General features: G+C 72.5%; 8 protein-coding genes. 5 read left to right on the top strand and 3 right to left on the bottom strand.

Annotation, left to right across the window (positions count from 1 at the left end; translation table 11 throughout):
- Positions 1 to 10: 10 nt before the first annotated feature.
- From ACF1CT_RS02745 to moeZ, 5 genes are all read left to right on the top strand, one after another.
- The gene (locus tag ACF1CT_RS02745; protein ID WP_391781924.1) at positions 11 to 1,891 is read left to right on the top strand and encodes a DUF3492 domain-containing protein; all 1,881 of its coding nucleotides are present in this window, start codon (positions 11 to 13) and stop codon (positions 1,889 to 1,891) included.
- A gap of 79 nt (positions 1,892 to 1,970) precedes the next feature.
- The gene (locus tag ACF1CT_RS02740; RefSeq protein ID WP_391781923.1) at positions 1,971 to 3,257 is read left to right on the top strand and encodes a hypothetical protein; all 1,287 of its coding nucleotides are present in this window, start codon (positions 1,971 to 1,973) and stop codon (positions 3,255 to 3,257) included.
- 200 nt (positions 3,258 to 3,457) lie between these two features.
- A complete protein-coding gene (locus ACF1CT_RS02735; protein ID WP_391781922.1) occupies positions 3,458 to 4,423 on the top strand; it encodes an NAD-dependent epimerase/dehydratase family protein in 966 nt (321 codons plus the stop codon).
- Positions 4,411 to 5,355, top strand: a complete 945-nt coding sequence (locus tag ACF1CT_RS02730; protein ID WP_391781921.1) for a spherulation-specific family 4 protein — start codon at positions 4,411 to 4,413, stop codon at positions 5,353 to 5,355. The genes ACF1CT_RS02735 and ACF1CT_RS02730 overlap by 13 nt, the downstream gene beginning before the upstream one ends.
- Before the next feature lie 85 nt (positions 5,356 to 5,440).
- Positions 5,441 to 6,619, top strand: a complete 1,179-nt coding sequence (gene moeZ, locus ACF1CT_RS02725) for an adenylyltransferase/sulfurtransferase MoeZ (protein ID WP_391781920.1) — start codon at positions 5,441 to 5,443, stop codon at positions 6,617 to 6,619.
- A 210-nt stretch (positions 6,620 to 6,829) separates the two neighbouring features.
- On the opposite strand, the gene ACF1CT_RS02720 is transcribed toward moeZ, so the two are convergent.
- The 3 genes from ACF1CT_RS02720 to ACF1CT_RS02710 all read right to left on the bottom strand — a co-directional run bounded on the left by ACF1CT_RS02720 (position 6,830) and on the right by ACF1CT_RS02710 (position 13,459).
- Positions 6,830 to 8,416 (bottom strand): alpha/beta hydrolase, encoded by a 1,587-nt coding sequence (locus ACF1CT_RS02720; RefSeq protein WP_391781919.1) that lies wholly within the window; start codon positions 8,414 to 8,416, stop codon positions 6,830 to 6,832.
- A gap of 283 nt (positions 8,417 to 8,699) precedes the next feature.
- A complete protein-coding gene (locus ACF1CT_RS02715; protein ID WP_391781918.1) occupies positions 8,700 to 10,307 on the bottom strand; it encodes an alpha/beta hydrolase in 1,608 nt (535 codons plus the stop codon).
- Positions 10,308 to 10,639: 332 nt separating this feature from the next.
- Positions 10,640 to 13,459, bottom strand: a complete 2,820-nt coding sequence (locus tag ACF1CT_RS02710) for a lysylphosphatidylglycerol synthase domain-containing protein (RefSeq protein ID WP_391781917.1) — start codon at positions 13,457 to 13,459, stop codon at positions 10,640 to 10,642.
- Positions 13,460 to 13,766: the final 307 nt, after the last annotated feature.

Below are 13,766 nucleotides of genomic sequence, written 5' to 3'. Positions count from 1 at the left end.
GGGTGCGCTCGTGCGGATCGGATTCCTCACCGACGGTGGCTATCCGTACGCGTCCGGTGAGTCCGGGCTCTGGTGCGACCGCTTGGTGCGCGGCCTCGACCGACACGAGTTCGATCTCTTCGTGCTCAGCCGCTCCGCCGACCAGGAAGAACGCTGCCGGGTCCCGCTCCCGGCGCACGTCGGCCGGGTGCGGACGGCGCCGCTGTGGGCGGCCGGTGAGAACGTCCCGGGCATCCGGACCCCCGGGAGGCCGCTCGTCCGGATGGCGACGGGCCGACGCCCGCGCGGGTACGGACGGCGTGAACGACGGCGCTTCACGGCGCACTTCACGGCACTCGCCACGTCGATCTGCGCGGCGAGTACACCGGGTGGGGACGCGGACGCCCGGCGTACGCGCGGGAGTGCGACCGGAGCGAACGGGCCGGGGCGCGCCGTCGGTGCCGGACTGCCCGGCGCGGGGACCGTCCCCGACGGGACCGCCGACGCGCGGTTCGCGGAGGCGCGGTTCGCCGAGGGGCTGTACGGACTCGCCGACCTGGCCCGGGAACGCGGGGGGCTGAGCGCGGCGCTCCGCTCGGAAAGCGCCCTGCGCACCCTCGAAGCCGCCTGCCGCGCGCCGGAAAGTACCGGCGCCGTCCGCACCGCTGTCGTCGCGGACCTCCTCCATCTCGCCCACGGAATCGAGGAGTTGCTGCGCCCGCTCTCGTTCGACTGGTACGACGAACGGGGCCTCGGCGCGGTCGACCTCTGTCATGCCGCGTCCGGCGGAGCGGCGGCGCTGCCGGGACTGCTGGCCAAACGCTTCTTCGGGGTGCCGCTCCTGGTCACCGAGCACAGCGTGCGGCTGCGGGCCCACTATCTCGACGCGGCAGGCACACCCCTGCGCGCGCCGGTGCGCGCCGTGCTCTCCGCCTTCCACCGCCTGCTCGCCATCGAGGTGTACCGGCAGGCCGCGCTCATCACGCCCGGCGACGCCGACGCCCGCCGTTGGCAGGAACGGTGCGGTGCCGGACGCGAGAAGCTGCGCACCGTCCACCCCGGTCTGGAGGCGGGCCGGTTCGCGATGCTCGGGGAGGGCGGCGGCAGCGGTCCCGACGACACACTCGTCTGGATCGGCCGGATCGACCCCGCCAAGGACCTGATCACGCTGCTGCACGCCTTCGCGCGGGTGCGCCGGGCCGCACCGGCGGTCCGGCTGCGGATCATCGGCACTGCCGAGCCGGATCCGGCGGGCGCCGGTCACCTCGCTCGCTGCCGGGCGCTGGCCGCCCGGCTGTTCCCGGACGAGGCCGACGCCCCGCGCACCGGATACGGCAGTCCGGTCTCCTTCGAGGCCGTCGGCGGGGCCGGGGCCGCGGACGTCGTGGAGGCGTACGCCGCGGCCGGGGTCGTCGTCCTGTCCGGTACGGGCGAGCACTTCCCCGTCGGTCTCGTCGAGGCGATGCTCTGCGGACGGGCCACGGTGTCGGTGGACATCGGCGCGGTGGTCGACGTCATCGGCGGCGCCGGGCTCGTCGTCCCCCCGCGCAACCCCGAGGCGCTCGCCGACGCATGCCTCGCGCTGTTGCGCGCCCCCGAACGCCGTGCACGGCTCGGTGCTGCGGCGCGCGCCCGCGCGCTCGAACTCTTCACGGTGGAGCAGAACCTCGCGGCATTCCGCGGCATCTACCTGGAACTGATCTCACGGGTGCCGGTGCGCAGGGAGGCCGACACGGTGGACGCCGACGGCGGGCCGCGCCCGTTCGCCACTCCGCCTGAGGCGCGTGTCCCGGGCCCGTGGACGGCCTCCGGGGCCACTTCGCGGGGACCGGCCGCGCGTACCCCCAGCTGGGCCGTCGGGTCCCGGCCCGTCTGCGCGGGAGCGCTGGGAGCGGGTGGCGGCGATGTGTGACCGGGAGACGGACCCGCGGGCCCACGACGGCCGGACCGGACCGGCCGACACGGTGGGCGACGAACACGGAGGAGAGACGATGGGCCGCCCGATCGAGGTGTCCGGCGCACCCGCCACGCCCATGACGGGCGGAGACCGGGAACCGCGCCGGCGGGCGCGGACCACCGGCCCCGCCGAGCAACCGGCCGCCGAGGCCGAGGGCGTGGCCGTCGCACCCCGCGCCCCCGAGATCGCCCACCCCGTTCCGGCACGGGCGCGTACGGTCGCGCGCCGCGGCCCGACGGACCCCGTGACCTCGCTGATGCACCGGCACCGCGAACTGTGCGAGCGGGCCGTGGATCCGCTGGAGATCGCCGCCGGGCTGGAGAGCCGCGGCATGACCGATCGCGTGGCCGCCCGCTACCGGCATCGCGATGTCTTCTCGCTCGCCGAGGAACTCTTCGCCCGGGTACCCGCCGTCGCGGAGAATCCCGCAGCCGCGCGCCGCGCGCCGGGGCGCGACACCACGACGCGCGCCGCCTGGTCGCTCCGGGCGCTCGTACCGGGGGTCGTCTGCCTCGCCACCCTCGGCGCGCTGAAGCTCACCGAGGGGGCTCTCGGAGGCCGGACGAGACTCGCCATCGGACTCGCCGGAACGCTCCTCGCGCTGTCCGGCCTCGCCCTCTGTCTGCGCAGCGGGCCCCTGCGGGCGGTCGGCGGCTCCACGATCGCCGTCCATGCGTACGGCTGCTGGCTGCTCGGCTACGTCCTGTACGGCGACGCCCTGCTCGACCAGGTGCTCAGCGGCGGCCCCGAAGGCCCCTGGGCCCTCACCCCCGCGCCCCTGCTGGGGCTGGCACTCTCCGTCGCCCCTGCCGCCTGGTGTGTACACCTCCTCTCCCTGCGGGCGCACCGCGCGCTCGTCGGCAGCCGGGCGCTGGAGGAGTTCGCCGCGCGCATGCGCCCCCTGCTGTTCGCGGCCGTCGCCGTCCACCTCTGCGTCCTCGCCGTGCTGCTGCACCTCGCGGGCCTGGTCCAGGGCGGCGGCGGAAGCCTCGCCGGTGCCGCCGCGCTCGGTGTGCTGCTCCTGCTGGCCCGGCTGCTGACGGTGCGCGGGTTCCCCGGACCCGCCGCCGCGGGGCTCGCCGCCGCCTGTGCCGTCGAGGCGTTGGCACCCGCCCTCGTCCTGGCCGGACGACTGCCCGGCCTGCACGGACTCGCCCGCCCCGTCGACCTCCTGGTCGCGGCGGCCGGCATCGGAGCCGTACCCGTTCTCGCCTGCGGCGCCCCCGCGCTCGGGCTGCTGATCACCGCCCATCTCACCCTCTCCCGGGCGTCCGCCCATGCCCCGGGCCGACCGGGAGACGAGGCCCATCCCACCGTGTGACCCGCGCGACCGAGACCCCCGGCCCCCACGAGGGAGCCGGGCCACCGAACCATCCGCCACGCACGAACCACCGCATGCCCCGCGGAGCCGACGCCGCGGGTCCTGCGCACCCACCACATTCACCTCCCGAAGGAGACATCGGACATGACCCCCCAATTCCCCGCACCGGCAGCCGGCCGTCGGCACCCAGGGGGCGCGCGATGAGGGTGCTGCTGCTCGGAGCCAACGGATTCCTCGGCCGATTCGTCGCCGACCGCCTGCTCGCCGACCCGGCCGTGCACCTCACGGCGCTCGGCCGCGGCGACGACGCCGACGTACGGTTCGACCTCGCCACCGGCAGCCCCGGTGCGCTCACCCGTTTCCTCGACGCCGTCCATCCCGGAGTCGTCGTCAACTGCGCGGGTGCCACCCGCGGCGGGGCGCGCGACCTCACCCGGCACAACACCGTCGCCGTCGCCACCGTCTGCGAGGCGATGCGGCGCAGCGGTTGCACGGCCCGGCTCGTCCAGGTCGGCTGCGCGTCGGAGTACGGGCCCTCGCAGCCCGGCTCGTCGACCGCCGAGGACGCGCTCCCGCGTCCCGGAGGCCCGTACGGCGTCAGCAAGCTCGCCGCCACCGAACTGGTCCTCGGCTCCGGTCTCGACGCGGTCGTGCTGCGTGTCTTCTCCCCGGTGGGCCCCGGCACCCCGGCCGGTTCCCCGCTCGGCAGGCTCGCCGAGGCGATGCGTCGGGCCATGCAGTCCGGCGACGGAGAGCTGAAGCTCAGCGGTCTCGGCGTGCAGCGCGACTTCGTCGACGTGCGCGATGTCGCGCGCGCCGTGCACGCCGCCTCGCTCTCCGCGGCACAGGGCGTCGTCAACATCGGTACCGGCCGTGCCGTGCGCCTCCGGGACGCCGCCGCGGTCCTCGCCAGGGTCGCCGGATACGCGGGCGCGCTCCACGAACTGGACGCGCCCCCGCCCCGGCTGCCCATCGGCGCCCCCCGCACCTCGAACGAATCGGTCATCGAGCACCTCTCGGCGACCCCGTCCCCCTACCCGGACGGCTGCGGGGCCTGGCAGCAGGCCGATGTCCGCACCGCAAGGGACCGGCTCGGCTGGCGCCCCCGGATCAATCTGGAGGAGTCCCTCGCCGATATCTGGATGGAGGCGGCGTGCCGTATCTGACCTCCACCGGCACCACCCGCCGGACCGGCGGGGCCGCACAACTCGGCTTCGGCGTCCCCGGGTACGCGCACCCCCTGCTCGCCCCCACGGAGTGGGCGGAGCTCACCCGCCCCGGCACCCCGCTGCACTGGGCCGTTCTCAACATCGACGACGGCCCCGGTGCCCGCCCCGACCCGCACTGTCTGGAGGCCGCGGGCCGGCTCCGCAACGCACGGCGGCGCGCGCTGTGCGGTGACGTTCCGCACGACACGGTCCGCGCGGCGGGCGGGCGGCTGCTCGGCCACCTCGACCTGGCCTTCGGCAGCCGCCCCTTCGGGGAACTGATGGCCGACGCGCAGTCCTTCCTGGACTGGTACCGCGTCGACGGGTTCTACCTCGGCCGGTGCCCGGCCGAACGGGCCCATCTTCCTGCGGTCCGCCGTCTCACCAGCACCCTCGCCACCGTTCTCGAACACGGCGAACACAGCGAACACGGCGAACGAGGGGAGCGCGGCGAAGGCGGTGAGTACGGCGGCCGACGTGGCGAGCCCGGAGGTTCCGGAGGTCCCGGCGGTCGCGAAAGTCACGGCGGTTCCGACGGTCCCGGCGACGGGGTCGGGCCGCTGGTGCTGGGGCTGGGCAGGCATCCTCACCCCGGCTACGCCGAGGCCGCCGACCAACTTGTCACGTTCTGCGGCCCGTGGACGGACTACCGCTGGTCGCAGGTGGCGGAGTGGACCGCCGGCTATCCGCCGGAGCGGTTCGTGCACTTCGTGCACGGTGTTCCGCGCACCCACCTCGACGAGGCAACGCGCATCGCGCGTTGGCAGGGCGCGGGCACCATCTTCTTCACGGACCGGGACGGGCAACACGGACAGAGCGACCCATTCGCGGCGCTGCCCAGTTACTGGGACGAAATTGTCTCGCGGATCGGACCTGGTATCTCGGAATGAGAAGGGGCGTGGCAGTGTTACTGGAAGAACAACCGTACGCAGATGAAGTACGTAGAAACCGACCACCTGCATTGTTGAGGTTCCTGTGTCGCTGCCACCCCTGGTCGAGCCAGCTGCTGAGCTCACCGTCGACGAGGTCCGCAGGTACTCCCGCCACCTGATCATCCCGGATGTCGGGATGGACGGACAGAAGCGGCTGAAGAACGCGAAGGTGCTCTGTGTCGGCGCCGGTGGCCTCGGCTCGCCGGCTCTGATGTACCTGGCCGCCGCCGGTGTCGGCACGCTCGGCATCGTGGAGTTCGACGAGGTCGACGAGTCGAACCTGCAGCGTCAGATCATCCACAGCCAGGCCGACATCGGCCGCTCCAAGGCCCAGTCCGCCAAGGACTCGGTGCTGGGCATCAACCCGTACGTGAACGTGGTCCTCCACGAGGGTCGGCTGGAGGCCGACAACGTGATGGACATCTTCGCGCAGTACGACCTGATCGTGGACGGCACGGACAACTTCGCCACCCGCTATCTGGTCAACGACGCGGCGGTCCTGCTGAACAAGCCGTACATCTGGGGCTCGATCTACCGGTTCGACGGTCAGGCGTCCATCTTCTGGTCCGAGCACGGTCCCTGCTACCGCTGCCTCTACCCGGAGCCGCCGCCGCCCGGCATGGTTCCGTCGTGCGCCGAGGGCGGCGTGCTCGGGGTGCTCTGCGCCTCGATCGGCTCCATCCAGGTCAACGAGGCCATCAAGCTGATCGCCGGCATCGGCGACCCGCTGGTCGGCCGACTGATGATCTACGACGCCCTGGAGATGCAGTACCGCCAGGTCAAGGTCCGCAAGGACCCCGACTGCGCGGTCTGCGGCCCGAACCCGACCGTCACCGAACTCATCGACTACGAGGCGTTCTGCGGCGTCGTGTCCGAAGAGGCCCAGGAGGCGGCGGCCGGTTCCACGATCACTCCCAAGCAGCTCAAGGAGTGGATCGACACGGACGAGAAGATCGAGATCATCGACGTCCGCGAGCCGAACGAGTTCGAGATCGTGTCGATTCCCGGTGCCAAGCTGATCCCGAAGAACGAGTTCCTGATGGGCAACGCCCTCCAGGACCTTCCGCAGGACAGGCGCATCGTCCTGCACTGCAAGACCGGTGTCCGCAGCGCCGAGGTCCTCGCGGTCCTCAAGTCGGCGGGCTTCGCCGACGCGGTGCACGTGGGCGGCGGCGTGATCGGCTGGGTCAACCAGATCGAGCCCGAGAAGCCGGTGTACTGAGCACGAGCGCTTCGAAGGGGCCGGTCCGCGCGGGTGCGGGACCGGCCCCTTCGCCGTGCGCTCCCGTTCGGGTGAGGAGCAGGTTCTTACCTGACGTTCGGGTGAGGAGCAGGTTCTTACCTGAACGGGAGCATCTCCCGGCTTGAACGGAGCAGGTCCTCACCCGAACGGAGCGGAACCTTCCCGCGTCAGGGGCAGAGCCTGTCCGTATCAGGAGCAGGTCTTGCCGTTCGTCGGGACCTTGCCGTCGAGGAAGTACGCGTCGACGGTCGACGTCACGCACGCGCTCTCACCGTAAGAGCCGTGTCCCTCGCCCTTGTTGGTGAGCAGGATCCCGACACCGCTGCCGAGCTCGTCCGCCATCTTCCGCGCCCCCTCGTAGGGTGTGGCCGGGTCGCCGGTCGTGCCGACGACCAGGATCGGACCGGCGCCCGGGGCGCTCGCCTCCGGGTGGTCGCGCTCACCCGCCACCGGCCACTGCGCGCACCAGCCCGCCGTGTCCCACGCCAGGAACGGGCCGAACACCGGGGACAGCTTCCGGAACTCGGGCAGCAGCGCCCTCGCCTCGGCCACCGTCGGCCGGAGCCTGCTGTCGGCGCAGGAGATGGCGCGCTGCGCGTGGCTCTGGGTGTCGTAGTGCCCCTTCTCGTCACGGCCGTTGTACGAGTCGGCCATCTGGAGCAGCATGGTGCCGGTGCCGCGGTTCTCCGCCTCGTCCAGCGCCTGCGTCAGGTAGGGCCAGCTGCTCTTCGAGTAGAGCGGCATGACGATGCCGGTGACGGCCATGGACTCGTTGAGCTTCCGGCCGGAGGCGGTCGGCAGCGGCTTCTTGTCGATCCGCTCCAGCAGCCGGGCGATGCGCCGGGTGCCGGCCTTCGGGTCCTGGCCCCGGTCCTTGAAGTAGTTCTCCAGCGCCCGCTGGAACCCGGTCGCCTGGTTGCGGGCGTGCCCGACGGCGTCGGCGGTCGGGTCGACGACGGCGTCCAGCACGGTGCGTCCGACCTTCGTGGGGAAGAGATGGGCGTAGGTGCCGCCCAGCTCGGTGCCGTACGAGATGCCGAAGTAGGTGAGTTTCTCGTCGCCGAGCACCTGACGGATCAGGTCCATGTCGCGGGCGGCGTTGCTCGTGCCGACGTGCGGCAGGATCGTGCCGGAGCGGCGCGCGCAGCCGGCTCCGAAGTCCGCTGCGTCCTTCATGAACGCCGCTTCCTCCGCAGCCGTGTCCGGGGTCAGGTCGATCTTCCGGACGGCTTCCTCCTGCTCCTTGTCGGTGCGGCAGCTGACGCCTTCGCTGAGCGCGACCCCGCGCGGGTCGAAACTCACCAGGTCGTAGCGGGAGTTGAGCTTCTCGTAGGAGTACGCCTCGGCGGCACGCGGCAGCATCGAGACCCCGGAACCACCGGGGCCGCCGAAGTTGAAGAGCATCGAGCCGAGACGTCGGCCCTTGTCCCGGGCCTCCTTGCGGATCAGCGCGATCCCGATCGTGCTGCCCTCCGGCTTCGCGTAGTCCAGGGGCACGTCGACGGTCGCGCACCGCCAGTCGCCGCCGGGGGCCTCGCCGCCCTCGGGGGCCTTGCAGCGCTTCCAGTCCGGCCGCTGGGAGGTGAGGGCGGCGGGCAGCGGAGGGGGTCCGGACGGTTTGGTCGCGGTGGCGGAAGGCGTCCCGGTCGCGGACGCCGCACCGGGGGCCGCCCGGTCGGCCGGCTTGTCGTCCTGGCCCCCGCCGCAGCCGGCGAGCAGCCCCGTCAGCAGCAGCGCGGCACCGGTGAGAGCCCCGGCGCGTGCGTGTCCCGTCACGTTGTATGTCCTCCCCGACGGGCGCCGCCCGTCCGTGTTCGCCCCGGCCCGTGCGCGGGCGGGCCCTCCGTACGGCATACGCCCGGAAAGCGCCTTGTACATACGGAAGGTGCGCCCATGCTAACGATCTCGCCCACGCCGGGCGGGGGATGAAGGAGCGGTGGCCGGGGCCCTGACTCCAGGACGGAGGTCCCGGGCGCCGTGACGTCCGGGACCTCGTGGCCGACCGAGGCCGTCGGGGGCGTGACGGGCACCGGCCGTTCGCGCGTGGCGAGGTCCGCTGCTACGCGCAGACGGTTCCGGCCGCCGGAACCTTCCCGTCCATCAGGTAGTCGCCCACGGCCCTCTGCACGCAGGCGTTGCCGCTGTTGTACGCGCCGTGCCCCTGGCCCTTGTACGTCATCTGCACGCCGACGCCCTTGCCCAGCGCGTCGGCCATCGCCCGCGCGCCCGCGTACGGGGTGGCCGGGTCGCCGGTGTTGCCGATGACCAGGACCGGCGCGGCGCCCGGGGCGCTGACGTCCGGGGTCTCCCAGGCGCCCGCCACCGGCCAGCCGGTGCAGGACATCAGCCCCCAGCCGAGGTAGTCGCCGAAGACCGGCGACGCCGCCCGGAATTCGGGGAGCTTCGCCTTGGTCTGCTCCACGGTGAACCGCTGCTTGGAGTCGGCACAGCTGATGGCGGTGTTGGCGGCCATCGAGTTGTCGTAACGACCGTCCTGGGAACGGCCGTTGAGAGAGTCGGCGAGGGCGAGGAGCAGTGCGCCGTTGCCGCCGTCGGCCTCGTCCACCCCCTCCTCCAGCAGGGGCCAGGTCTCCTTGGAGTACAGGGCCGCGGCGATGCCGGTGGTGGCGAGGGTCTGCGTCAGTTGCCGGTCGCCGAGCCCGGTGACGGGCTTCTTCTCCAGCCGGGTGAGCAGATCGGAGATCCCCTGCTCGACCTCCTTCCCGGTGGAACCGGGAAGCTTGCAGGCGTCGCCGCGCTCCGCGCAGTCCTTGGTGAAGTTGTCCAGCGCGAGCTGGAACCCCTTGGCCTGGCCGAGCGAGGCCTGTTCGATGTTCTGGGTCGGGTTGACCACCGCGTCCAGCACCGACCTGCCGACGTTCTGCGGGAACAGGTGGGCGTAGACGCCACCGAGTTCGGTCCCGTACGAGATGCCGAAGTAGTACAGCTTCCGGTCGCCGAGCACCTGGCGCATCAGGTCCATGTCGCGGGCGGCCTCGGTGGTGCCGACGTGGGGGAGCACCCGGCCGGAGTTGTTCTCGCAGGCCGCCGCGAACGCCTTGGTGTCCTTGACGAAGGCGTTCACCTCGGCGCCGGTGTCCGGGGTGCCGTCGGTCTCGTAACGGGCGTCGAGCTGCCGGTCCGACTCGCACTCCACGCCGGCGCTGCGGCCGACTCCGCGCGGATCGAAGCTGACCAGGTCGTAGCGGGCACGGAGCTTGTCGTAGTCGGTGCCGAACGCGGGCAGGGTGGCGACACCCGAGGCGCCGGGACCGCCGAAGTTGAAGATGAGGGAGCCGATCCGCCGGGCCGGTTCCTTGGCCCGGGCCCGGATGAGCGCCAGGTCGATCGTGCCGCTGCCGGGCTTCGCGTAGTCGAGCGGGGCCTTCATGAAGGAGCATTCCCACCGCGCACCGCCGGGCAGGGGTGTCGGGGCCTTTCCGCTGCCCTGGGCGGGGGACGGGGCGGGGCAGGGTTTCCACGTCAGTCTCTGGGACGCGAGGCCGCCGGGACCGCTGCTCGCCTCGGCCGCGTTCGCCGCCAGCGGGGAGCTGCGGGGTCCTTCCGGGCCGGCGCCGTCGCCGCTCCCCGAGCAGGCGGTGAGGGGAAGGAGCACGGTGGCGGTGGCGGCGAGAGCGGCGGCGCGCAGGGCGGGGGAGGTCCTCATGGTGCCCATCGTGCGGTGCGGGCCGGGTCCGTGCACGGGACACCGGTCCAAGCGGGTGGTGGTGGGGGCGGTACCGGTCGCGCGGACGGTCGCCCCACCGGTCGCGCGGACGGGGCGACGGATGCATGAGGGACCGTCAGGAGACGGCGGCCGGCGGGACTCGTTCTTCGGGACCCGTTCTCGGGAGCCGGGAGCCGGGAGCCCGGAAGCGGCGGAGCAGCGGAGTGGCGGAGTGGCGGAGTGGCGGAGTGGGGAAGCGGCGGAGCAGGGAAGTGGGGGGCGTCCTTGTTGTCCGGAGCTCGCTCCGGTCCGTTAGAGGTCGCCCGAGCGGGTCAGAGTTCGCCCTTGCGGGACAGATGGTTGAAGCAGAGCCAGCCCGGAAGCACCGGCAGCCACAGCGTCAGCAGCCGGTACAGCAGGACGGCCGGTGCCGCGACCTCCTTCGGCAGTCCGACCGCGATCAGCCCCAGCGTCAGCGCGCCCTCGACCGCTCCCATACCGCCCGGGGTGGGAGCCGCCGACCCCAGCGCGTTGCCCGCCAGGAAGACCACCGCGACACTCGCGTAACTGAGATGCGGCACATCAGGTCCGCTGAACGCCCGGATCGAGGCGTCCAGACACATCACGAACAGGCCGGTCAGCAGCAGCATTCCGCCGATGCCGGTCAGCAGCTTCTGCGGGCGCTGCACCACGTCGAGCATGCGCGGAACGACCCCGGCGAACAGCGACCGCACCCGCGTCACCACGAACTTCCGCAGGAACGGGACCGCCGTCACCACCAGCACCAGCACGGCGACCGTCAGCAGTCCGGCGATCACGGTTCGGGACGGGGTGAGCGAGGACGGGGTCTTCTCCGTGCCGGTCAGATAGCCGAATGCCGCGAGCAGCAGGATGTGGCAGCCGAGACCGAACAACTGGGAGGCGCCGACACTCGCCACGGCGAGCCCCGGACGCACCCCGGCCCGCTGAAGGAAGCGCGTGTTCAACGCCACGCCGCCGACCGCCGCCGGAGCGACGATCTTCACGAAGGAGCCGGCCACCTGTGCCAGCACGGTCTTGCCGAACGGCACCCGTTCCGGTACGAAACCCAGCAGGCTCATCGCCGCCGCGACGTAGCTGAGGGCCGAGAAGCCGATCGCGGCCGCCACCCAGCCCCACTCCGCCTGCTCGGCGACGGCACCGAAATCGGGCTGGGTCACCTGGGAGATGAGGAAGTACGCGGCGATCGCGCCGGCGATGCAGCTGACCAGGGTGCGCGGTTTGATGCGTTCCAGCCTGACCGGTTCGACCGGTGCCTGCGGCCGGATGCGCAGCACCTGCTGCCGCATCTGGGAGAGCAGGTCCTCCTCGCGGGCCCCTTCCAGGGCCTCGTCCATGGCCCGTTTCTCGGCCTGTTTCTGGACCCGCAGCGACTTCCGGTCCGCTTTGCGGTCGGGGGCGGTGGAGGCCGTTTCCGGGTCCGCGACGTGTTCCGGCGTCCGGGCCCGTTTGGCCGCGTCCGACGCCTCCAGCACCGCCTCGCGCTCGCGCTGCGAACGCTCCCGGGCGAGGCGCCGCAGCGCGGCCCGGGTCGAGCGGCTCAGCGCGATCGGCTGGAGCAGCGGCAGACAGTCCGCGACGGCGTCGGGGCCGAGCACGTCCAGCGCGCCGGCGACGGCCCGCTCGGCACCCACCCGCAGTCCGGTGGTGGTCAGCAGCTGGGCCACGTCCATCCGCAGCACCAGATCACCGGCCGCGATCTCGCCGCCGCGCAGATCGGTGACGAACACCGTGCCCGTACGATCCACCAGGATGGCGTCTCCGGTGAGCCTGCGGTGCGCGATCCGCCGTGACTGCAGCGCCCTCACCTGACGCCAGGCACCGTGCAGCAGTGCGTCGGTGATCTCCGCGTCCTCCAGCGCGTCCAGGGAACGGCCGCCGATGCGCTCGTAGACCAGCATCACGGCGTCGGGCCCGAGCTCGGAGGTGGCGATCAGCTTGGGCGCGTTGGCCCCGGCGGCGATGGCCGCGTACGCGAGCAGGGCCTCCTGTTCCAGTGCCTGGCGCAGCGACTGGATCGAGCGGCGCTGGGTGATGCCGCGCAGGGTGAGCCTGCGCCACACCCGGTAGAAGAAGCCCTGGGCCTGCTGTTCGCGGTCGACGACCGTCACGTCCAGCGGTGGACCGTCCTCCAGGGTGACCACGTAGCGGCGTCCCCGGTCGCCCTGGTCGCCGGAGTCGGGGGCGTCCTCCGCGCGCATCGCGTTGACGGGGTGGAAGCCGACCCGGCGCAGACCGGCCATCAGGTGCTGCCCGGTCGGCCGCACGTTGGGCGAGCCGACCGCGTACACCGTGCCGTACGCCACGGTCCAGCCGATCAGCACGGTGAGGACGATGGAGAACGGTGTGGTGTAACCGCCGACCAGCATGGCGAACGCGTCGAGCAGCAGCACCACCCACAGCACGACGCGCCAGCGCGGCCGTCTCGCCATCCCGACCGCCGTCATGTAGGCGATCACGGGGGCGAGGTAGCCGTGCACGGGGTCGGTGAGCGCGTCGCCCGGTTGCGGCTGGGTCAGCGCGTCCTTGATGGTGCCGGGCGCCGATTCGGCCACCCAGAGATCGGCGGCGAGCGTGACACCGTGCGCCAGTACGGCGGCGAGCACACCGTCCGCGATCCGCAGCCCGTCACGTTTGATCAGCCGCTCGATCGCGAAGACGACCGGCACGAGGAGCACGGCGATGCTGGAGACCAGACCGGCGAGTTTGATCAGGATGTCGGGCGCCTGACCGGTGCCCTTGTTGATGTCCTGTTCGAGACCGGCGGTCGTGCCGTGGGCGAACGCTGCGATCGTGAACAGGACGACGACCGCCAGCACGCCGATGAGCAGCCGCATGAGGTCGGAGGGGCGGTGCACCCGGGCGGGGAGCAGCGGCTCGTCGCCCGAGACGCGTTCGGCCCGTTCCGCCGCGGTGGTCGAGAGCGTCGCCCCTTCCGGGCGTCCCGGCGTCTCGGGGTGTTCGGGGGGTGTGGCGGGTGCGGGGTGTCCGGCCGCCTCCGCGGGCTCGCCGCCGGGCGTCGCGCGGTCACCGGGGGACGGATCGACGGGACCGTCCGACGCCTCCGGGTACGGATGGGCACCAGGGGCGTCCGCCGCCTTCGGTGGCTGCACGCCCTGCTCCTTCGTCGCCTCGGAATGGTCTTCGTGTTCTCGTATCACCGGTCACCGCCTGCACGATGGTGGCACGGCCCGGCGACGGAGAAGGGCATCAGGGTGTACCGCGCGGACACGCGAAGCGCAACATACGCTCCTTTGCGCCCACACGCACGCCTCACGGAGCGGTGTGCGCGGATCGGGCCGGGCTGTCGGTGGCGTACGGCAGGATGGACGGGATGAGCCAGTACCGGACGGGTGCCGAGGGCACGGGCACCGAGGCAATCCACGACGACGGAACGCGCGGAACGCGCGGAACGCGCGG

Origin of the sequence: Streptomyces sp. NPDC014734 (genome assembly GCF_043083325.1) — a bacterium.
In the GTDB taxonomy this organism is placed as follows: domain Bacteria; phylum Actinomycetota; class Actinomycetes; order Streptomycetales; family Streptomycetaceae; genus Streptomyces.
The sequence above is the reverse complement of the archived record's forward strand: the minus strand, read 5'-3'. Positions and strand labels throughout refer to the sequence as shown.